This is a genomic window from Streptomyces sp. NPDC041129 (assembly GCF_055592265.1).
Genome location: NZ_JBVIYV010000001.1, coordinates 922,638 through 942,707, shown reverse-complemented (window position 1 = coordinate 942,707; position 20,070 = coordinate 922,638). Strand labels below are relative to the sequence as shown.

General features: G+C 72.9%; 17 protein-coding genes. 5 read left to right on the top strand and 12 right to left on the bottom strand.

What is annotated here, in order from left to right:
• Positions 1-15 precede the first annotated feature (15 nt).
• The 11 genes from ACZ6B1_RS03995 to ACZ6B1_RS03945 form a co-directional block, all read right to left on the bottom strand.
• Positions 16-1,059, bottom strand: coding sequence for a metallopeptidase TldD-related protein (locus ACZ6B1_RS03995; protein ID WP_468774719.1), 1,044 nt, complete (start codon positions 1,057-1,059; stop codon positions 16-18).
• The gene (locus tag ACZ6B1_RS03990) at positions 1,052-2,107 is read right to left on the bottom strand and encodes an aKG-HExxH-type peptide beta-hydroxylase (protein ID WP_468774718.1); all 1,056 of its coding nucleotides are present in this window, start codon (positions 2,105-2,107) and stop codon (positions 1,052-1,054) included. Before ACZ6B1_RS03990 ends, ACZ6B1_RS03995 begins: the two co-directional genes overlap by 8 nt.
• Positions 2,104-2,961, bottom strand: a complete 858-nt coding sequence (locus ACZ6B1_RS03985; protein WP_468774716.1) for a JmjC domain-containing protein — start codon at positions 2,959-2,961, stop codon at positions 2,104-2,106. Before ACZ6B1_RS03985 ends, ACZ6B1_RS03990 begins: the two co-directional genes overlap by 4 nt.
• Positions 2,958-3,749 (bottom strand): hypothetical protein, encoded by a 792-nt coding sequence (locus ACZ6B1_RS03980; protein ID WP_468774714.1) that lies wholly within the window; start codon positions 3,747-3,749, stop codon positions 2,958-2,960. Before ACZ6B1_RS03980 ends, ACZ6B1_RS03985 begins: the two co-directional genes overlap by 4 nt.
• A complete protein-coding gene (locus ACZ6B1_RS03975) occupies positions 3,739-4,677 on the bottom strand; it encodes a multinuclear nonheme iron-dependent oxidase (protein WP_468774712.1) in 939 nt (312 codons plus the stop codon). The genes ACZ6B1_RS03980 and ACZ6B1_RS03975 overlap by 11 nt, the downstream gene beginning before the upstream one ends.
• Complete coding sequence (locus ACZ6B1_RS03970; RefSeq protein WP_468774711.1) at positions 4,677-6,593, bottom strand: B12-binding domain-containing radical SAM protein; 1,917 nt, start codon at positions 6,591-6,593, stop codon at positions 4,677-4,679. The genes ACZ6B1_RS03975 and ACZ6B1_RS03970 overlap by 1 nt, the downstream gene beginning before the upstream one ends.
• Complete coding sequence (locus ACZ6B1_RS03965) at positions 6,590-7,831, bottom strand: tetratricopeptide repeat protein (RefSeq protein WP_468774709.1); 1,242 nt, start codon at positions 7,829-7,831, stop codon at positions 6,590-6,592. The genes ACZ6B1_RS03970 and ACZ6B1_RS03965 overlap by 4 nt, the downstream gene beginning before the upstream one ends.
• On the bottom strand, positions 7,815-9,212 hold the full coding sequence (locus tag ACZ6B1_RS03960) for an MFS transporter (RefSeq protein ID WP_468774707.1): 1,398 nt from the start codon (positions 9,210-9,212) through the stop codon (positions 7,815-7,817). The genes ACZ6B1_RS03965 and ACZ6B1_RS03960 overlap by 17 nt, the downstream gene beginning before the upstream one ends.
• 132 nt (positions 9,213-9,344) lie before the next feature.
• On the bottom strand, positions 9,345-9,470 hold the full coding sequence (locus tag ACZ6B1_RS03955) for a hypothetical protein (RefSeq protein ID WP_351673548.1): 126 nt from the start codon (positions 9,468-9,470) through the stop codon (positions 9,345-9,347).
• A gap of 323 nt (positions 9,471-9,793) precedes the next feature.
• A complete protein-coding gene (locus tag ACZ6B1_RS03950) occupies positions 9,794-10,819 on the bottom strand; it encodes an alcohol dehydrogenase (RefSeq protein ID WP_468774706.1) in 1,026 nt (341 codons plus the stop codon).
• Between the two features lie 115 nt (positions 10,820-10,934).
• Positions 10,935-11,594 carry a TetR/AcrR family transcriptional regulator gene (locus ACZ6B1_RS03945; RefSeq protein ID WP_468774704.1) on the bottom strand — a complete coding sequence of 220 codons (660 nt, stop codon included), beginning with the start codon at positions 11,592-11,594 and terminating at the stop codon, positions 10,935-10,937.
• 137 nt (positions 11,595-11,731) lie between these two features.
• Here ACZ6B1_RS03945 and ACZ6B1_RS03940 point away from each other — a divergent pair, with 137 nt between their 5' ends.
• The gene (locus tag ACZ6B1_RS03940) at positions 11,732-12,985 is read left to right on the top strand and encodes a YncE family protein (protein ID WP_468774702.1); all 1,254 of its coding nucleotides are present in this window, start codon (positions 11,732-11,734) and stop codon (positions 12,983-12,985) included.
• Between the two features lie 78 nt (positions 12,986-13,063).
• On the opposite strand, the gene ACZ6B1_RS03935 is transcribed toward ACZ6B1_RS03940, so the two are convergent.
• A complete protein-coding gene (locus ACZ6B1_RS03935; RefSeq protein ID WP_468774701.1) occupies positions 13,064-15,034 on the bottom strand; it encodes a GTP-binding protein in 1,971 nt (656 codons plus the stop codon).
• A 262-nt stretch (positions 15,035-15,296) separates the two neighbouring features.
• On the opposite strand from ACZ6B1_RS03935, the gene ACZ6B1_RS03930 reads away from it, so the two are divergent.
• The 4 genes from ACZ6B1_RS03930 to ACZ6B1_RS03915 are packed head-to-tail and all read left to right on the top strand — an operon-like array spanning position 15,297 to position 20,004.
• Positions 15,297-15,779: a (2Fe-2S)-binding protein gene (locus ACZ6B1_RS03930; protein ID WP_468774699.1), complete on the top strand. Its 483-nt coding sequence runs from the start codon at positions 15,297-15,299 to the stop codon at positions 15,777-15,779.
• A complete protein-coding gene (locus ACZ6B1_RS03925; RefSeq protein ID WP_468774697.1) occupies positions 15,776-18,262 on the top strand; it encodes a xanthine dehydrogenase family protein molybdopterin-binding subunit in 2,487 nt (828 codons plus the stop codon). Before ACZ6B1_RS03930 ends, ACZ6B1_RS03925 begins: the two co-directional genes overlap by 4 nt.
• Positions 18,259-19,113 carry an FAD binding domain-containing protein gene (locus ACZ6B1_RS03920; RefSeq protein ID WP_468774696.1) on the top strand — a complete coding sequence of 285 codons (855 nt, stop codon included), beginning with the start codon at positions 18,259-18,261 and terminating at the stop codon, positions 19,111-19,113. Before ACZ6B1_RS03925 ends, ACZ6B1_RS03920 begins: the two co-directional genes overlap by 4 nt.
• 15 nt (positions 19,114-19,128) lie before the next feature.
• Positions 19,129-20,004 carry an AAA family ATPase gene (locus tag ACZ6B1_RS03915; protein WP_468774694.1) on the top strand — a complete coding sequence of 292 codons (876 nt, stop codon included), beginning with the start codon at positions 19,129-19,131 and terminating at the stop codon, positions 20,002-20,004.
• Positions 20,005-20,070 lie beyond the last annotated feature (66 nt).

Below are 20,070 nucleotides of genomic sequence, written 5' to 3'. Positions count from 1 at the left end.
GGGCCCCGCGGTGGCTCAGGCAGCGGATCCCGAACGGCGGACCAGTCGCCGCACCTGCTCCAGCGGCCGTACCACGCAGCGGGCCAGGAGCAGGGAGGGGCTGATGAGAGTGGAGCCGACCGCATGACCGTCCTTGACGCAGGCGTACGGCGAGCTGTGCACACGTACGTCGCTGCCCACCGCGGTGATCTGCCGCGCCAGCGCCGCCTTCGGCGCGCAGACGGCCACCGGCCCCACGACGTCGTCCGTCGGCCGCCCGTCGCGCACCCGGCGGGCCCACAGCGCCTCGAGGATGAGGTGTTCGCGCACGGAGAAGCCGCCGACCGCGGTTCCGAGGACCCAGCCGTCACCGACCCGTTCGAGCAGCTCCGGCTGGGCGTGCCGGCCTGGTTCCACATCGAGCACGCTGCAGCGCGGTACGACCGCGCCCCGGGCGCCGCGGCCGTGCCCGGTGCTGCTGCCCGCGCTCAGGGCCCGGGTCCCCCGCGAGGTGAGCAGCGCGCTCCAGCGGCCGTCGCCGACCAGCGTGACGGTCCGGGGGACGGTGTCCTCGTCGTCCCGGAGGTAGCTGCCCGCGTACGGACGGGCCGTCGGGCGGTCCCGTACCGTCAGCGGGGCCCGGGTCCACGCGTCGCCGAGGGACCGGCCGAGGGCCTGCCGCTGGGCCAGGTAGTTGTCGGCCTCGCTTGTGTGCCCGAAGCACTCGTGCACCAGGATCCCGGCCATCTGCGGCGTGAGCAGCGCCGGGCCCGACAGCGGGCCGGACAGCGGACGGCGCCGGGCCAGCAGCGCGCGGTCGTCGAGCAGCCGGGCCACACCGCCGTCCAGTTCGGCCGCCACGTAGGCGCTGTCGTGGGCGGCGACGCCCCACTGCGGGGTGTGGCCGTGCCGGGCCGGGCCGAGGCGGATCCGCACCCGGCACAGCCCGTCGTGCTCGTCGCGGTCGATGTGCGCCCGGGGGCCGAGCCGGGCGCGGGCCCGCGCCAGCGCCTCGCCGACGACGTCCTCGCCGGGGCCGGTCAGGACGGAGGGTGGGCCATGGGGTCCCTGGTCAGCCACGGTCGAGCCGGTCGATCGCGCTCCGGCACCCCGCGAACAGCCGGGCGCCGTGCTCGGTGGGTTCGGCGACCTCGAGCAGGTTCTTCTCGGCGACCCGGAGCTGATCGGTCTTCAGCGCCAGGTACCGCTGGATGCGGGCCCGTTCGACCGGATCGCGCTCGGCCCCGAGGTGGCGGGCGGCCACGTGGACGTCGTTGATGAACGAGAGGATGCCGTGCACGATGTGCCCGAGCGGGCGCTCGGCGTCCACGAACGGCGAGTGGTGCCGCGCCTCGGGATTGCGGACCACCGCCACACAGTCGAGGATGCCGCTGAAGCGCTGGTGGGTGGCCTCGTGGACCAGGGTCTGGGCCAGCATGTAGGCGGGCCGTTCGCTGGTCAGGACCAGGCCCCGCAGCCCGTGGATGCTGAAGTTCAGGGGCCGCAGCCCGCGCTGGCCGCCCAGTGCCGCGAACGCCTGGATGTCGATCGCCGCCATCTCCCGGCCCTCGGGCCACACCGCCGCCAGCGCGTCGGCTCCCCGCTGCACGGTCGCGGCGAACTCCCGCGCCCGCTCCGGGGTGAGGTCGAGCGGGTCCTCGTCGCCCTCGCAGGCCCATCCGAACAGCTGGGCGGCGCGGCTTCCGGCGGCGGTGGTGACGACCGGTGCCGCGGGGCGCCGGCCGCCGAGGTCCACGTGGGCCGTCGCACCCTCCCGTTCGGGGTCCAGGCACCGGCCGAGCTGGGTGAGCAGGGTCCCGGGGTCGGTGCCGGGCCTGGTGCTGCGCCAGATCCAGCCGGTCATGTCCGGGCGCAGTGCCCGGTCCAGGGCCTCGTCGACGTCCCATGCGTCCAGCAGTTCCAGGGCGCGGGCGACCTCGGGCGCGTCGGGACGGTCCTCGCGCAGCGTCCTGACCGCGCGCAGGAGCCGTACGAGGTACTGCCGGGCCACTACCCGGCGCACCTGTTCGTCGGCTGCGACGGCGTCGGCGTCCTCGGCCAGGACGATCAGCGACAGATCGGGCAGTCCCGCCGCCGACCTGTCCGCCGCTAGTTCCTTCAGCCTCATGCCTCCCCCTGTCCCGCCGGTTCTGCCCCTCGTGCCGCCGGTTCCGCGAGCTGTTGCGTCGGTTCCGGCGCCGGGCGCGTGATGGTGCGCAGGGCCCGTACGAGTGCCGCCTCGAGCCGTTCGGGGTCGGCCCCGTCGACGGGCAGCGGCTCCCACCAGGCGTCCTGCGCGGTCAGTGCGCGCAGCAGCGGCTTGAGGTGGGTGCCCAGCGCGCTGCGCGCGTTGTACGAGAAGGAGACGCTGACCGAGCCCTCGTCGGCGCCGTCCGGGTTCTCGACCCCCTCGTGGGGTGCGAACAGCGGCAGGTAGAGCACGTCACCGGGGTGCAGCAGCACTTCCCAGGGCCGCTGCGGGAGCCTGCCCGAGGGGACGAATCCCTTGGTCTCCAGCATGCGTTTGCGCTGCCGCTCGCGGCTGGTGTGCTCGGGCAGTCCGACGCGCCAGCTCTTGGAGCCCTGCTGCTGTACGACGAAGTTGTCGCTGTGGTCGAAGTGGCAGCCGATTCCGGCGCCGCCGCCGCGGGTGACCGAGAGGTCGGCCGTGCACTCGTCCCAGCCGAAGAGACCGGCCAGCTTCTCGCAGGCGGCGGCCAGTTCCGGCACGGTGTGCTGGGCCTGGTTGACGAACAGCACGGTGCCGTCGGGGCGCCGGTGCACGCCGGCTCCGGAGGTGTCCCCGTCCAGGCGGGCCTCCAGGGCCGTGACGTCGGACCAGGTCAGCGCGGGCGCCAGGAAGCGCGGGCCGCAGCCGCGCAGGACGACGGGCCGGCGGCGCCAGTGGTCGCGGTGGAAACGGTCGAGGTCGAGCCGGTCCGTCTCGTCCGGCCGGCGGATCTCCGTTCGCCGAGTGTTCATCGCAGCCCCCATGCGCGCACTCGGTCCTCCAGTGAGGTCCGCACCGGCGGTGCGAGCGCGTCCAGGCGCCCGTCCAGGAAGGTGGTCAGGGCCTCGTACAGTGGGCGGCGAGCGGGGCCGATGACGCAGCGGCCGCCGCCCGCCAGGAACATCGTCGGTTTCAGCAGCCATTCCCCGGGCGCCTCGTCGTACGCGCGGAACCCGCACAGGACGCCGCCGTGGAAGGCCGTGTGCGCGAGGGTGACGTCGAAGGTGGCGTGGGCTCCGGTGGCGACCGCGCGGACGACGGCGGCGGCGGCCTCGTGGTGGACGAGGGGCTCCAGTTCGCCGAGCGGGTCGAGTGCCGGGGGCCGGCCTGCCATGAAGCGGTGGAAGCACTCGGGCAGGGTCGTGCCGCGGCCGTAGGGGGAGAACGGGACGTCGCGGAACCGCTGGAAGGACGGCGAGGCGACGAACTGCTCGGCCACCTGGTTGACGGCCACCCCGCGCCGTTCCCGCAGCTCGTCCAGGGTTCTGGGGAACGCCCCCTTGAGGCCGGGTCCGGTGCCGGTGCCGCCGGAGACCACCTCGGAGCGTATGTTCCGTCCCACCAGGGCCAGTTCGTGCACGTCCACCCGGCCGAAGGCCGCCACGAGGTCGGCGTCGAGCGCCAGCCGGTCACTGGTGGGGCCGTCGGCGGTGAACGCCTCGCGGAACTCCCTGTCGTACAGGAGGCGGTCGAGGACCTTCAGGATCCGCTCGTGCCGCGCGGGCGGGGTGCGGACGGGCGCCGGGGTCTCATGCGGCACGGGCGCCGCCCTCCTTCCAGGACCGCACGAGCGCGAACAGCCGCTCCGCGTTGGGCCGCGACTTCGGCACGAGGTGTCCGTCGGCGGTGAACTTGGGGTCCTCGTAGGTGACTCCGGTCAGGTTCGGCATCTGCGGCAGCAGGTGCTCCAGCAGGGCCAGTTGTTCGTCGAGCAGCACTCCGTGGTGCAGGTCGCGGAAGCGCCCGTCGACGATCTGGCAGCCCGACAGGTGCACTTCGTGGCAGCGGTCGAGCGGCAGCGCGTCCAGGCCCTCGAACATCCGCGGTCCGGTGCGTCCCGTGAGCCACTGGTAGGCGAGGATGTGCCCGATGTCGATCGTCGCCAGGGCTCCGGTCTCCCGGATCACCGTGTCGTAGAAGGTGAAGGCGTCAAGGTCGCCGACGAGGAAGCTGCCGCCTTCGGTGAAACCCGGGAACTCCACGGACAGGGGCGCCCGCAGCCGCCCCACCCAGTCGGCCACACCGCTCACGCAGTGCTCCAGGCCTTCCGCGGTGAGGACGGGCGGCATGGGGTACGGCATACTGCGGCCCGCGAGGGACCAGATGCCGAGGTCCTCGATGACCCAGCGGAATCCGTAGCGCTCGATGAGCGTGTTGGTGAAGTCCGCGATCTCGGCGCGCCGGTAGCGCTCCGGGCTGCCGGTGTTGAGCATGGTGTGGTGGAAGGCGCGGGGCCGTTCGGCGCCGAACAGTTCGAAGAGCCGGTCGTACGCCGGGAAGTAGCGCTCGGCGGCGAGTGGCCCGTAGTCGATGGGCTGGAAGGCGACGAACATGTAGTCGTAGGCGGGGGCGTTGTGTCTCAGGAAGGCGGCCACCTGGTCGGTGGGGCGGCCGGGTCCGGTCTTCTCGAAGCCGATCCGCTCCCCCCAGACCAGGTCCATGCCCAGCCCCAGTCCGAGCTTCTCCATCACACGCTCCTCCCTCCGAGGGTCTCGGACGCAGCGGGTGCCCGGCGGGTGCCGGGTGCCGTGGACGTGTCCGGCCCGTCGGGCTCCAGCAGGCGTTTGTCGAGCATCCGGTGCAGCCAGCGCCGGCCGTCCCGGTCCTCGGCCCGGAACCGGCCGTCCGGGGTGGGCGTCAGGGCGGCGGGCACGGCCGCCATCCGCGGCCAGGCCACGTCGGCCAGGAACCAGCGGCCGCCCACCCGTCGCAGGGCGACGGCGAACCGCGGCCGGGCCGCCGTCGCCGGGCCCTCGGTCACTTCCGGCCGTCCGTCCGTGTGCTGCGGCAGGTCGGGGCGGCCGGCGCGTTCGGCGTCGGGTACGGCCTCGACGGTCATCCGCAGCAGCCGGTCGCGGGCCTCGTCGGTCGCGGTGCCGTCGAGGACCGCGCCGCCGACGCGTCCCGCGGCGAAGGCCAGTCCGTCGTTGGTGACGAGCGGGTCGTCGTCCTCGCGCCGCCGGTCCGCCCACAGGTAGCTGCCGGGTTCGGCCACGACCAGTTGCAGGGTGTCCAGGCCCATGTCCGCCGGGTGGCGCTGGATGACGCCGACCGTGTCGTGATGGCCCTCGACGGCCCGGGGGTGGTCGTAGCCGTCCATGAAGGAGAGGTTGGTGACGATGCCCGCGCCGGTCAGGTTGAGCACGGCCCGCTCGGCGTGGGCCGCGTCCTGTCCCTTGTGCAGGGAGTCGAGTATGTCCTGGTGGGCCGTCTCGAAACCGGTCGAGATCTGCACGCAGCCGGCCTCGCGCAGCCGGCGGCAGAAGCCGGGGTCGGCCAGTTCCGGCTCCAGACGGGCCCGTACCCGGAAGGTCAGGTCCGCTCCGCTGCGGCGCACGGCGTCCATGACCCGCAACAGGTGCCGCAGGCCGGTGTTCTCGTCGGCCACGGCCACATCGGTGATGCCGAGCCGGCGGGCGAGTCCGACGAGGTGCCGGGCCGCGGTTTCGGGGTCGATCTGCTGGAAGGCCCGGGCGTCGCGGTAGCGGTTGCCGTACGAGCAGAACGTGCACCTTCCCCAGTAGCAGCCCACGGTCAGGCGGTAGGGGAACTGATGGGCCTGGTTGCTGTAGTCCGCGAAGTCGAACTGCCGGAAGTCGGGCGCGGGCTGGTGGTTGAGGACGAACCCGTCACGCAGGCCGTCGGCGGGCCGCTCCGGCACCTCACGGGTGCGGGCCGGGCCGGTCCCGAGTACACCGGTCAGGAAGTCCTCGCCGTGGCCCGCGCACCAGTGGTCGACCGAGCCGGCCGCCGCGGTCCTGCGGCGCAGCAGAGCGGCCCACATCTGGACGGTCGGGCCGCCCAGGGCGATGGGGAGGTCCGGCCGGCGCCGTTTGAGCAGAGTGGTCAGCGCGAGGGTGGGGACCACCTGGCTGAAGAACGGGACGGTGAAGGCCAGGAGGCGGGGCCGGTGTTCGGCGAGCAGCGCTTCGAGGCGGTCGGCGCACCAGCGGGCGGACCAGGTGCCGAGGGACGCCTCGACCAGCTCGTCGATCCGCCCCAGCCGGGGCGTCCCGGGGAGGATCCAGCCGTCCCGGGCGGCCTGTTGCAGGACATAGCGGCCGGTCGCGGTGATGGCCGTCTCCTGGGCGAAGCCTGCGGAGCGGTCCCGGGCGGTGCGCAGCAGCAGGTCCCCGTGGGCGGCCCGGTAGGCCTCGCTGACACCGCGGTAGACGGCGGCCGCGGTCGACGCGCCGTCGGCTTCCCGCTGCTCCGGGACTGATGGGCGCCGCAGGAGCACCTCGTCGCGGTACTCCAGGTTCAGGTCGAGGGTGCGTACCCGGTGTCCCTGGGCGGTCCAGGCAGCGGTGAGCTGGGGCAGGGCCAGGTACGGGAACTGCACGGCCTCGCTGACCGGTGGCATCACCAGGAGTACGTCGATCACGGCCGGTCCGCCTCCGGCCCGGCGGCGGCACCGGGCCCGGTCAGGCGGGCCAGCCGCCGCAGCTCCCGCCCGGCCGCCTCCGCCGTGTCCGGGTCGCCCTGGGCGCGGGCGAGCACGCGCAGCGTCTTCCAGACCCCTTTGCGCAACGGCAGTTCGGCCGCGAGGGCGCGGAACTCGTCCAGGGCGGCGCCGGCGCCGTCCAGTCGCAGGGTGGCCCGCGCGGCCATGATCCGGGCGTGTGCGCCGAGGGTGTCCTGGGCGTCGATGGCCGCCGCCTCGCGCAGGTAGGAGCGGGCGGTGCGGTGGTCGCCCTGGGCGAAGCGGGCGGCGCCGATGCGGTAGGCGAGCCAGCTGGAGCGGTAGCCGTGGGCGGCGGCCCGCTCGAAGCACTGCTGCGCCGCGTCGGGGCGTTCCGCCGTGTGCGCCAGGCCGCGCAGGGCGGTGACGACGCCCGCTTCCTGTCCGTCGCCGTCCGCCTCGGGTCCGGGCGGTTCGGCGCCCTGGTGGACGCGCAGCATCAGGTCCTCCGGCCACGGTGTCGCGGGCAGATACGAGGACCGGCGCGCGCGCAGCCCGAGCCGCGCGGCGACGTCCGCACCCACGGTGCGGTACTCGGACGGCAGGAAACCCGACCGGGTGGACCAGGTCATCGCGGTCAGTTCGCCTCCGCAGGCGTCGACCAGACGGGCCAGCTCGTCCGTGCTGTGCTCGGACCGGCCGTGCTCGTCCACCAGCCAGTCCAGGTCGATGTCCGTCAGGACGTCCGTGCGCACGTGCCGGTCGAGGTGGTCGACGAGGAGGTCGGGAGGTACGACGGAGAGCCGGACCCCGCACAGGGTGACCGAGAGACAGCAGCGCTCGGCCCGCGGGTCGGCAGGTGCGCCCGCGGTGCCGATCAGCGAGACGGCGTCCAGCGCGTGCTCCGGCCAGCCGTCGAAGGAGCGCCAACTCGGCACCCAGACCAGGTCGGTGAGGCCGGCCGCGATGGCTGCGGCGGACCAGAAGTCGTCGAGGCCGAAGGCGCCCGGCACCCCGCGCACCGGCAGCCGGCGCACCAGCGGAGCCGGGGAGCCGCCCTCGTCAGCGGCGGCCCGCAGCGCCTCGGCGCCGCCCGGAGCCAGGGGTTTGAGATCGAGGTGGCGGTCGAAGCACACGACCGTGCGGCCGCTGTAGGGGCGGCCGGACCACAGTGCCGCGACCTCGCCGTGCTCTTCGAAGAGATCAACGTGTGCCGGCATCCTGCGACCGTTCCATGAGAGGTGTACCCGGTGCCGGGACGGTGTCCGCGGGCCGCGCGGAGGCGAACCGGCGGACGTCCGGCCGCACGGCCACCGCGGCGGTGGAGACGAGCACCAGGGCGCCGCCCCACAGCATGATCGAGCGGGCGTCGGCGAAGCGGAGCAGTCCGGCGCCGATCAACTGCCCGAGCGGCAGGGAGGCGAAGGAGAAGAAGAAGTCCGCCGAGAAGGCGCGCCCGTGCAGGTCCTCGGGGACGTCCCGGCGCAGGCCGGTCATCTTGACGACGTCGAAGGCCTGTTGCCCGACACCGCCCGCGAAGAAGGCCGCGGCGAGCAGCACGACGGACCCGGTCACCACGGGCGCCAGCACGGTCACGCCGTACAGGGCGAGCAGGGCCAGCGCGCACAGACCGCGGTGAGGGCCGCCGATCCGGCCGCCGACGAGGGCACCCACTGCGTTGCCGATGGCGAAGGCACCCAGGACGAACCCGTACACGGTGGCGCTGTGGCCACGCTCGATCAGGAAGACGGGCAGGGCGACCATCCAGGGACCGACGGCGAACACCACGTGCACGACGGCGAGGAGCTGCACGTGGCGCAGCCACGGGATGCGCCACAGTACGGCGAGGCCCTGGACGGCGGTGCGCAGGAGGGACGGTTCGGCTTCCCCGGCGTCCTCACCCCGGGGGTCGCCCGGCGCCCCGTCCGGCTCGGGCCCCGCCTTCTCGGACGCCTGTTCCGTCTCGGCGGGGCCGGCCTGGCGGCGGGTCCCGATGTGCGCGCCGGCCCAGCGGGTGGCGGCGGCGGAGACACCGAAGGCGAACGCGGCCAGCACGGCGCCCGTCGGCGCGCCGAGTGCGCCCACGACGGCGGCGGCCAGGGTGGGTCCGACCATGCCGGCGCTGTTGCGCATGCCTTCCAGCAGGCCGTAGGCGGCGGTGACCTCGGCGTCCTCCTCGTCGGCGGCGCTCCGGGCCGCGCGGTCCGGGAGGACCCGGGGCGCGACGACGAGCAGCGCCGGCTCGCTGACCGCCTCGCACAGTCCGATCAGTACGGCGACGACGATGACGACGGCGTCCAGCCCGCCGTCCCAGACCAGGGCGAGAGCGGCGAGAGCGGCGACGCGGGTGGAGTCCGCGACGACGGCCGCGCGGACCGGGTCGAACCGGTCCAGGAGGGCTCCGCTGAACAGCACCACTCCGCCGAGGGCGACGAAGCGTGCGGCGAAGACGGCGCCGATGGTCTCGGCGGGCGTGCCCGCCTTCGCGGCCGCCACCACGACAATGATGGGGAAAAACGCGTCACCGAGAAGGGAGACTATCTGCCCGAAACATAGACCGGCGAAGCGCCGGTGCCGCAACAGCCGTACATAAATCGCCACAGGGGGCCGTGAACCCTTTCTCGCCGATAACGCCGGGATTCATTCCTCGAAAACGATCCGCACGACGACAACGGGTGGGCGGGCCGGAAAACCGGGCCGCCCACCCGTTTTCATGTCTGGTCCGGGCCGGCCTTAGCTGCGGAACCGGAATGCGTGGAAGGCCACGCTGTCGTCCAGGTCCTCGGCCTCCAGGACCTCCAGAGAGTCGAGGTCCTCGATCTCCTCGAGGATCTTCTGGTCGGTGTTCGACTCGCCCATTGCGTCTCCCTCGGAAATAGGGCACCACAGGCCCAACCCCGCAGCGCTCTGAATTGATCCTAGGGGACACCCCTCACTCGCCCACAGAAGGCATGGACAGTTTGACCGAAAAGCACGCGAGGCGGCCCGGGTTCCGCTTTCCGGTCATTGCCGCACGCCAGGAAACGGCGGGAAAGGGAACGGAGTCCGCCGTTTCTTCACACGCGCAGTGGCTCGTTCCGGTCATGTTCGGTACTTCGCCCGCGGAAACCTGGTGCCCGCTTCCCGAAAGGGTGACTTCGAAGCATTGCGCCCGGGGGGATTCCGGCCCGTGGGAGGACGTCTCAGCCGGTGGTGAGCACCATCCGGAAGCGGGCCCGGCCGGCGAGCATCTTCCGGTAGGCCTCGTCCGCCTGCTCCAGCGGCACGGACTCCGTCATCGGGCGGATGCCGTGCAGGGCGCTGAAGGCCATGGTGTCCTCGACGTCCTTGGCGGTGCCGGAGGGGTGACCGCGGACCACCCGGCCGCTCATGAGCAACTGGACGGGGCTGATGCCCAGCGGCTCGGTGTCCGCTCCGATGACCACCAGCTCGCCGCGGTGCGCCAGGCCGTCCACGGTCGCCGTGATGGCCTCGGAGTGCCCGGCGGTGGCGAGGACGACCTTGGCCCCGCCGAGGGACTGCAGGGCCTCGGCGACCGGAGTGCCGGAGGTGCTGTCGACGTAGTGGTGGGCGCCCAGCTGCTTGGCGAAGTCGGCCTTCTCGGCGCCCCGGGCGATCCCCACGGTCTCGAAGCCCATGGCGGCCGCGTACTGCACCCCGAGGTGCCCGAGGCCGCCGAGTCCGAGCACCGCGACCAGGTCGCCCGGCCTGGCGGAGCTGCGCCGCAGCCCGTTGAACGTGGTGACGCCGGCACAGGCCATCGGCCCGGCGTCGCCCGCCGCAAGCCCCTCGGGGATCCGGGCCAGCGCGTCGACGGGCACGAGCACCTTGTCGCCGAAGCCACCGTCGTACGTCCAGCCCGGGACCTTCAGGTTCCGGCAGACGATGAAATCGCCCTCGCGGCAGGGCGCGCAGTGGCCGCAGCTGCCGCCGAACCAGCCGACGGCCACCCGGTCACCGGCCCGCCATCCGCGGTCCTGTGCTCCCTCGTCCAGTTCCTCGATCCGCCCGGCGATCTCGTGCCCGGGCACCTCGGGGAACGACACGCCCGGCAGTCCGCCGCTCACGAAGAGGGCGTCGCTGTGGCAGATCCCGCACGCCTCCACGGCGATCAGGACCTGTCCGGGCCCGGGGCGGGGCACCTCTCGCTCGGCCAGTTCGAACGTGCCGTCCGGGGCGGTCACCTGCGCGACTCGGTAGGTACTCATCTGCATCTCCGGAGAACGGGTACGACGGCCCCCAGAAACCAGCAGACCAGCTACGGCCGGATGCCGCGCGCCGAGCCCCGTCCCACCGGCCACCCGGCCCGGTTTCGCGCCCCGCTCACCCCCCGGGCCGCCAGCCTCCCGGGCGCAGGATGCCCAGCAGTTGGCGGACGAGTTCGTCGACGACCTCGTCCAGGGTCGCGTCCACCCAGCCGGCGCTCCAGTCGTGCAGCAGGCCGTTCACGCTGCCGATGAAGGCGGTGGCCGCGAGGCGGTAGTCGCGCACCGCCGCCTCCCCGCGGGACACGGCCGCGTCGGCCTCCGCGCGGATCAGGTCGACCCAGCGGGCCCGGCGGGCGAGCCGCTGCTCCTCCAGCCGGGCGCTGACGCCGATGATCTCCACGAAGGCGATGCGGATGCGGCGCGGGTCCCGGGTGACGTCGCGGGCGTAGGCGCGGAACAGCACGGCGACCCGCTCGGCCAGCGGCAGCCCCTCCGCCTCCGCGAGCGCGTCCAGCACGGCCGCTTCCGCCCAGCCGTTGACCTCCAGGTGCAGTTCCGCGAGGACGTCCTCCAGGGTGCGGAACTCCTCGTAGAACTGGCGGGTGGACAGGCCCGCGGCCTGGCTCAGGGCGGACACCGTGGTCGCCCGGTAGCCGGGGGTGTCGCCGAACAGCCGCAGCGCGGCGTCCAGGAAGCGGCGGCGCCGCTCGGCCTGCCGTTCCTCGGCGGACCTGCCGCCGTAACGGCCCGTCGGCGCCCTCAGCCTGCCCGTCACGCTGCCCCCTCCCGCTTCACCGCTCCCCCAATCTTGTCGTGCACACATCTTGTCGAGAAGGCCGACCCTTCCTTACTTTTCAGTAAGTTCACAGTGAAAGCGCCCGTGTTCAGATTCCCCGAGGAAAGAGAGCAGTCATGCCTGCCTCCAGAACCAGGCACCTTTGCTCCATGGCCGCCGCCCTCGCGCTGACCCTCGCCGGCCCGGCGACCGCCGCCACCGCTTCCGCCTCGGACGCCGGCGGTCTGCGGGAGGCGCTGTTCGTCGGCAACAACTGGGACGGCACCGCCGATGTGATCAGGTCCTCCGGCGACTACGCGAAGATCGGCCGGATCGACGTGGTCCCGGACAAGGACCAGCGGATGGCGGAGATCAACGCGGACCCGATCAAGTGGATCTACTTCCAGGCCGTCCGCAACAGTGTGGGCGAGGGCCACGACCAGTTCGCCGACGACATGTACTCCACCCCGGACGGCCGCTCCGTCGTGGTCTCCCGCCCCAGCTTCGCGGACGTCGTCTCGATCGACCTGGCCACCGGAAAGGTCGACTGGCGCTTCGCCGTGTCCGGTTACCGGGCCGACCACATGGCCGTCTCACCGGACGGCACCCGCGTCGCGGTGTCCGCCTCGACCGCGAACACCGTGCACGTGCTGGACATCGGTACCGGCAGGCAGCTCGGCTCGTTCGCCACCGGCGACAAGCCGCACGAGAACATCTTCACCAGGGACGGCAAGTACATCTGGAACATGTCCATCGGTGACGTCAACACCGCCCTGGACGACCCGCTCTGGGACTGGACCAAGGGCGACCGGCACATCACGGTCGTGGACGCGACGACCTTCAAGCAGGTCAAGGTCATCGACATGCGGCAGCGGCTGGACGCCTACGGGCTGAAGGACTTCTCCGACGCCGTGCGCCCCGCCGTCTTCTCCCCCGACGAGTCCAAGCTGTACTTCCAGGTGTCGTTCTTCAACGGCTTCCTGGAGTACGACGTCGCCACCGACAAGATCACCCGGATGAAGACCCTGCCGAAGAACCCGGCGACCAGTCCGGACCGCACCACCTGGGTCAACGACTCGCGCCACCACGGGCTCTCGATGAATCCCGCGGGCACCAAACTCTGCGTGGCGGGCACGATGGACGACTACGCCGCGGTGGTCGACCGCGCCACCCTCCAGGAGGGCCCCCTGGTCTCCGCGTCCAAGCCGTACTGGGCCACGGTCAGCGGGGACGGCAAGGACTGCGTGGTCTCCGAGTCCGGGGCGGACCAGGTCACCGCGATCGACTTCGCCACCGGCCGGAAGGTGACGTCGGTCCCGGTCGGCGACCATCCGCAGCGCGTCCGGCTGGGGCATGTGCGGGACGGCTGGACGGGCCCGGGCGGAAACTGAGCGGCGCACGGCCCCCGGGGTGCCCCCATGACCCCGGGGGCCGTGCCACGCCGGCGAGGACGCCGCGGGGAGACGGTCTCAGTCGCCCACCCTGCGCGTCACGTTCAGCAGGTACTCCTTCCGGTCGAGCGGGTTGTGGTCGGTGCGCGGGCGCTCGGGCACCGGACGGCGGGTGACCGGCGCGTAGTGGTCGAACGCGGTCTCCAGCTCGCCCTCGCCCCGGGTGAGTCCGGGCAGCCGCTGCTCCAGTTCGTGCACCCGCGCGGCCGGCACGGCACCCTCCAGCACACAAACCTGACCCTGGGCCCCGGTGTGCTCCGGTACGGCGCCCAGCCGGGCCAGCACCGGCAGCAGGGCGCCCAGGGTGTCGGCGGGGGCCTCGAGGCGGAAGCGGTGCATCGGCTCGTGCACCCGGGTGCCCGCCCGGCGCAGCGCCTCGGTCAGCACCAGCGGGGTCAGCCCGCGGAAGTCGTATCCGGTGCTGGACATGCTCTTGTCGAACCCCTGGTGGGCGTGGCTCTGCCGGGGTGAGTAGCCGGAGTGGGTCATGGTGACCGTGCAGTCGGGGACCTGCCAGCCGTGCAGCCCCTGGCCGAGGGTCTCGCGGACCGTGTCCTCCACGGCCTTGAAGAAGGCGTACGGCATGGAGCCCAGCTCGACCTCCAGCCGGAACTCGACGCCCGAGCCGGGCTCGGCGGGGTCGGCTCGCAGGCCGACGGTGGCGAGGAAGGGGTTGGCGTCCTTCTTGTTGAACTCCACCGCGTGACCGGTGCCGGTGAGCCGTTCGACGCACAGGGTGGTGGTCTCCCGGAAGGTGACGTCCAGCCCGTACTCCTCGGCGAGCGTGGCCTGGACGACCTCCTTCTGCACCTCGCCGTACAGGGACACAGAGGTCTCGCCGCGCGCCTCGTCGTGGCGGACGCCGATCAGGGGGTCCTGTTCGGCCAACTGGGTGAGTGCCAGGTGCAGCGAGCCCCGGTCTGCGCCTGGGCCCGCCACGACGACGGTCTCCAGGCTCGGTGGCGCGAAGTGGTGCTCGTACGCCTGCCCGGGCGTGCCGAGCGCGTCGCCGATCCGGATGCCGCCGAGCCCCCACACCCGGGCGATCCGGCCCGCCGCGACGCCGTCCTGCCGGGTGTCGGCGCCCCGGTCGAAGACAGTGAGCGCGGTGACCCTGCCCTCCTCGCGGGCGGCACCGAACGGGACGCGGTCGCGCACCCGCAGGGTGCCGGAGAAGACCCGCGCGTAGGCGACCTTCTCCCCCGCCGGACCCCGCTCGACCTTGAAGACCGTGCCGGACAGCGGGCCGTCCGGGTCGCCGCCGGCCGGGGGCAGCAGCCGCTCGACGCCTTCGATCAGCTCGGGCACCCCGGCCCCCGTGACGGCTGAGCCGAAGTAGACCGGATGGACCAGCGCCCGCCGGGTCTGCCGGGCCAGGGCCGCGCGCAGCCGCCGGGCGGTGACCCGGCCGTCGACGTACGCGGACAGCAGGGCGTCGTCGTGGTCGGTGAGCGCGTCGAGCGCCGAGGGGCCGAGGCCCGGGACGAAGCGGGCGGCGGGGGTGCCGGGCGCGGCGGCCGTTCCCATGGCCACGAGCGGTACGGCGAGCCTGCGGGCCATCTCGTCGAGCACGGCCCGGTCCCGGGCTCCGCGGCGGTCGATCTTGTTGACGAAGACGAGAGTGGGAATGCGCAGCCTGCGCAGGGCCCGCATCAGCACCCTGGTCTGCGCCTGGACGCCCTCGACGGCCGAGACGACCAGGACGGCGCCGTCCAGCACGCCGAGCACCCGTTCCACCTCGGCGATGAAGTCCGGGTGGCCGGGGGTGTCGATGAGGTTGACGGTCACGGTGTCGAGCGGGAACGACACGACGGCCGACCTGATCGTGATGCCGCGCCGGCGTTCCAGCGCGAGGGTGTCGGTCCGGGTGCTGCCGGCGTCGACGCTGCCGATCTCGTCAGTGACCCCGGCCGCGTGCAGCAGCCGTTCGGTCAGGCTGGTCTTACCGGCGTCGACATGGGCCAGGATCCCGAGGTTGAGCAAGTGCACGAAGCGTCATGTCCTTGTGTGAGGGTGGCGTTCCTTCCTGGGTGGACATGGACGTCGCGCGCATGATCGCTCCTGGTTCCGGTCGGGGACTCGACCGGTGCAGTGCACCAGGGCCGGGGTCACCAGGGCAATGGATTAATCCTCAACAATCACCCGCCGCAGCACTCGCCGGGTCAGGTGCGCCGCCTTAGAGTGACCTACATCACGCCAGCCTGACGGATTCATCCAGCTTTCGCTCCTGCCCGCACGGTCTGGAGGGCGCATGACCCACATCTCGGTGAACGTGGACGGCACGGCCTACGAGGACGACGTGGAACCCCGTCTGCTCCTGGCCCACTATCTGCGTGACCGCCTCGGTCTGACCGGCACCACGATCGGCTGCGACACCTCCAACTGCGGGGCGTGCACGGTCGACCTGGACGGCGCCACCGTCAAGAGCTGCTCGGTGCTGGCCGTGCAGGCGGACGGCGGCACGGTGACCACCGTCCAGGGACTGGCGCGGGACGGCGAGTGGACCCCGTTGCAGCGCGCCTTCCATGAGCGGCACGGCCTGCAGTGCGGCTACTGCACCCCCGGCATGATCATGGCGTCGCGCGATCTGCTGCGCGAGAACCCGCGGCCCACGGCCGGCGAGGTCCGGCAGGCCCTGGAGGGCAACCTCTGCCGGTGCACCGGTTACCAGAACATCGTCCGCGCGGTCCTGGCCGCCTCCGGGCAAGAGGTCACCGAGGAGGCCACGGCATGACCGACCAGGCCGTCGAACACGAGATCGGCCGCTCCCGGCTGCGCAAGGAGGACGCCCGGCTGATCACGGGCCAGACCAACTGGACCGACAACATCCAGGTCGCCGGGCTGCTGCACCTGGCCGTCCTGCGCAGCCCGATGGCCCACGCCCGGATCACCTCGGTCGACGTGTCGCCCGCCCTGGAACGCCCCGGTGTCGTGGCGGCGTTCAGCGGCGCCGACCTCGCCGAGGGGCTCGGCTCACTGCCCTGCGCCTGGCCGGTGACAGAGGACATCGTGCTGCCCGACCACCCGCCGATCGCCGTGGACGAGGTCCGCTACGCCGGTGACCCGGTGGCGGTCGTGGTGGCCCGCGACCGGTACGCCGCGGCCGACGCGCTGGAGGCGATCGAGGTCGAGTACGAGCCGCTGCCCCCGGTGCTCGACCTGGAGGCCGCGCTCGCCGAGGGCTCCCCGCTGGTCCACACCGACAAGGGCACCAACCGCTGCTACACCTGGCCGCTCGCCACCGGCGAGAGCTTCGACGCGGTGCGGGAACGCGCCGAGGTGACCCTGAAACGCCGCTACCACCAGCAGCGGCTGATCCCCAACGCCATGGAGCCGCGCGCCGTCGTCGTCACACCGCTGGCCGCCTCCGGCGAGTACACGGTGTACTCCGCGACGCAGATTCCGCACATCCTGCGCATCATGCTGGCCGTCGTCACCGGGATCCCCGAGCACAAGCTGCGGGTGATCGCCCCGGACGTGGGCGGCGGCTTCGGCTCCAAGCTCCAGGTCTACGGCGAGGAGGCGCTCGCGCTCACCGTCGCGCGCCGGCTCGGCCGCCCGGTCAAGTGGACCGAGTCCCGCTCGGAGGGCTACCTCGCCACCCACCACGGCCGCGGCATGATCCAGGACGTCGAGATCGCGGCCACCGCCGAGGGCAGGCTGCTGGGCCTGAAGGTCGACCTGCTCGCCGACATGGGCGCCTATCTGATGCTCGTCACCCCGGGCATCCCGATCCTCGGCGCGTTCATGTACCCGGCGATCTACAAGATGGACTCCTACGAGTTCAACTGCACCGGCGTGTTCACCACGCGCACCCCGACCGACGCCTACCGCGGCGCCGGCCGCCCCGAGGCCACGTTCGCCATCGAGCGGACCATGGACGAACTCGCCCACGAACTCGGTCTCGACCCGGTGGAGGTCCGGCGCCGCAACTGGATCCGGCACGAGGAGTTCCCGTACACCACCATCGCCGGTCTGACCTACGACAGCGGCGACTACGAGGCGGCCACCGACAAGGCCCTCGCCCTGTTCGGCTACGACGACCTGCGCGCCGAGCAGCGCAAGCGCAACGAGCGCGGGGACACCGTACGCCTCGGCATCGGCGTGTCCACCTTCACGGAGATGTGCGGGCTCGCGCCGAGCCGGGTGCTGGGCGACCTCAGGTACTCGGCCGGCGGCTGGGAGGCGGCGAGCATCCGCATGCTGCCCACCGGCAAGGTCGAGGTCGTCACCGGCACCAGCCCGCACGGCCAGGGGCACGTGACCTGCTGGAGCCAGATCGCGGCGGACGTCCTGGGCGTGCCCTTCGAGGACGTCGAGGTGGTGCACGGCGACACCAGGGCGGCCCCGCAGGGCATGGACACCTACGGCTCGCGCTCGCTGTCGGTCGGCGGCGAGGCCGTGCACCGGGCCGCGGTGAAGGTGGTGGAGAAGGCCCGCAAGGTCGCCGCGCACCTGCTGGAGGCGAGCGAGCAGGACCTCGACTTCAAGGACGGCGCGTTCTCCGTCAAGGGGTCGCCGGAGGCCCGGAAGACCATCCAGGAGATCGCCTTCGAGGCGTTCACCTCGCACGACCTGCCCGACGGCGTGGAGCCGTCCATCAACGCCGAGACCCTGGTCGACCCGGAGAACTTCTCCTACCCGCACGGCACCCACCTGTGCGCGGTCGAGGTGGACACCGAGACCGGCAAGACCCGGATCCGCTCCTACGTCTGCGTCGACGACGTCGGCCGCGTGGTCAACCCGATGATCGTGGAGGGCCAGGTGCACGGCGGGCTCGCCCAGGGCATCGCCCAGGCGCTGTTCGAGGAGGCCGTCTACGACGACGACGGCAACCTGGTGTCCGGCACCATGGCCGACTACCTCGTGCCGTCGGCGGCGGACCTGCCGGACTTCGTGACCGACCGGACGGAGACGCCGGCGGCCTCCAACTCCATGGGGGTCAAGGGAGTCGGCGAGGCGGGCACGATCGCCTCGACACCGGCCGTGGTGAACGCGGTGGTCGACGCGCTGCGGCCGCTGGGCGTTCGGGAGGTGCGGATGCCGTGTTCCCCGCACCGGGTGTGGCAGGCGATCCAGGCCGCCCGGTCCGGTGCCGCGAACGTGGCCGAGGAGGCCGGCGGCACGGGGCCCGCGCAGTCCGGCCAGTCCGGGCAGGCGGCCCAGGCGGGCGACGTCGGGCAGTACGGCCCGTCCGGAGAGGAGGGCTCGGCATGATTCCCCCCGCGTTCGAGTACACCCGTCCGACGAGCGTCGACGAGGCGGTGCGCGTGCTCGCCGACGCCGGCGAGGACGCGAAGGTGCTGGCCGGCGGGCAGAGCCTGCTGCCGCTGCTGCGGCTGCGGCTGGCCTTCCCGGAGCTCGTCGTGGACGTCGGCCGGATCCCGGAGCTGCGCGGCGTCCGCGAGGACGGCGGGACGCTGGCCATCGGGGCGATGACCACGCACCACGAGGTGGTCCACGATCCGCTGGTGCGCCGGCACGCTGGTCTGCTCGCGCAGGCCACGGCCACCGTCGCCGACCCCGCGGTACGGCACCGGGGCACCCTCGGCGGCTCGCTCGCGCACGCCGACCCGGCCGGTGACCTGCCCGCCGTGGCCCTCGCCCTGGACGCCGAGCTGGTCGTCGTGGGCCCGGGCGGGTGGCGCACCATCCCGGCCCGGGAGTTCTTCGTCGACTACCTCCAGTCGGCGCTGGCACCGGACGAACTCCTCGTGGAGGTGCGGATCCCGAAGACGGACGGCTGGAGCTTCCACTACGAGAAGTTCCACCCGGTCGCCCAGTCCTGGGCCATCGTCGGGGTCGCGGCGCTCGTACGCCGCGACGGCGAGCGCATCGCCGAGGCGCGCGTCGGGCTGACCAACATGGGCGCCACCCCGCTGCGGGCCACGGCGGCCGAGGAGGCGCTGTCCGGCGCCGACGGACCCGAGGCCGTGGCCCGGGCCGCCGAGGCGGCGGCCGAGGGCACCGAGCCGTCGCAGGACCTGGCCGCCACGCCCGAGTACCGGCAGCACCTGGCACGGGTGCTGACCAGGCGGGCGGTGCTGACCGCCACCGGAACGGGGTGAGCGCCGATCACCCGGATGGACGACCCGGAGCAGGTGCGGGCCCGCCTGGAGGAGACGGGGTACCTCATCGACGAAGGGCTGGCCGTCACCTGCTTCCTGGCGTTGCGACTGAACCGGCCGCTGTTCTGCGAGGGCGACGCGGGCGTGGGCAAGACCGCGCTCGCCTCCGCCCTGGCCGAGGCGCTCGGCGCGCCGCTGATCCGGCTGCAGTGCCACGAGGGCATCGACGCCTCCCAGGCCCTGTACGACTGGGACTTCCCGCGCCAGCTGCTGCACCTGCGGGCCGCCGAGGCGGCCGGGGTCCAGGACGCGGAGAGGCTGGAGAGCGAGCTGTACGACCGGCGGTTCCTGATCGCCCGGCCCCTGCTGCGGGCGCTGCAGACCCAGCCGTCGGTGCTGCTCGTCGACGAGATCGACCGGGCCGACGACGAGTTCGAGGCGTTCCTGCTGGAGCTGCTGTCGGAGTACTCCGTGACCATCCCCGAACTGGGCACGCTGCGGGCCGAGCAGCCGCCGGTGGTGGTGCTGACCTCCAACCGGACCCGGGAGGTGCACGACGCGCTCAAGCGGCGGTGCCTGTACCACTGGTTCGACCACCCGTCCTTCGCCCGAGAACTGGCCATCGTGCGGCGCCGGCTGCCGGGGGTCTCGGCCCGGCTGGCCGAGCAGGTCACCACGCTCGTCCAGACCCTGCGCGGCGCGGACCTGCTCAAGCCGCCGGGAGTGGCGGAGACGATCGACTGGGCCGAGGCGCTGGACGCGCTCGGGGCGACGGAGGTGGACGCGGAGCTGGCCGTGGCGACGCTGGGCTCGGCGCTGAAGTACCGCGAGGACGCGGACCGCGCCCGGGGCCTCGACCTGACCGCGGTCCTGGCGGCACGAGGGACGTGAACGGAATGCACACGGCGGACAGATGGCCGGACCGCCCACCGGGGTCACGCCTCGGGGGCGGGGCGG

What these genes read in the sequence shown, in the direction of transcription:
- ACZ6B1_RS03930 (WP_468774699.1), top strand. Translation starts at nt 15,297, where the DNA reads ATGACCCACATCTCGGTGAACGTGGACGGCACGGCCTACGAGGACGAC.
- ACZ6B1_RS03975 (WP_468774712.1), bottom strand. Translation starts at nt 4,677, where the DNA reads ATGGAGAAGCTCGGACTGGGGCTGGGCATGGACCTGGTCTGGGGGGAG.
- ACZ6B1_RS03965 (WP_468774709.1), bottom strand. Translation starts at nt 7,831, where the DNA reads ATGCCGGCACACGTTGATCTCTTCGAAGAGCACGGCGAGGTCGCGGCA.
- ACZ6B1_RS03950 (WP_468774706.1), bottom strand. Translation starts at nt 10,819, where the DNA reads ATGAGTACCTACCGAGTCGCGCAGGTGACCGCCCCGGACGGCACGTTC.
- ACZ6B1_RS03920 (WP_468774696.1), top strand. Translation starts at nt 18,259, where the DNA reads ATGATTCCCCCCGCGTTCGAGTACACCCGTCCGACGAGCGTCGACGAG.
- ACZ6B1_RS03955 (WP_351673548.1), bottom strand. Translation starts at nt 9,470, where the DNA reads ATGGGCGAGTCGAACACCGACCAGAAGATCCTCGAGGAGATCGAGGAC.
- ACZ6B1_RS03940 (WP_468774702.1), top strand. Translation starts at nt 11,732, where the DNA reads ATGCCTGCCTCCAGAACCAGGCACCTTTGCTCCATGGCCGCCGCCCTC.
- ACZ6B1_RS03990 (WP_468774718.1), bottom strand. Translation starts at nt 2,107, where the DNA reads ATGAGGCTGAAGGAACTAGCGGCGGACAGGTCGGCGGCGGGACTGCCC.
- ACZ6B1_RS03915 (WP_468774694.1), top strand. Translation starts at nt 19,129, where the DNA reads ATGGACGACCCGGAGCAGGTGCGGGCCCGCCTGGAGGAGACGGGGTAC.
- ACZ6B1_RS03985 (WP_468774716.1), bottom strand. Translation starts at nt 2,961, where the DNA reads ATGAACACTCGGCGAACGGAGATCCGCCGGCCGGACGAGACGGACCGG.
- ACZ6B1_RS03925 (WP_468774697.1), top strand. Translation starts at nt 15,776, where the DNA reads ATGACCGACCAGGCCGTCGAACACGAGATCGGCCGCTCCCGGCTGCGC.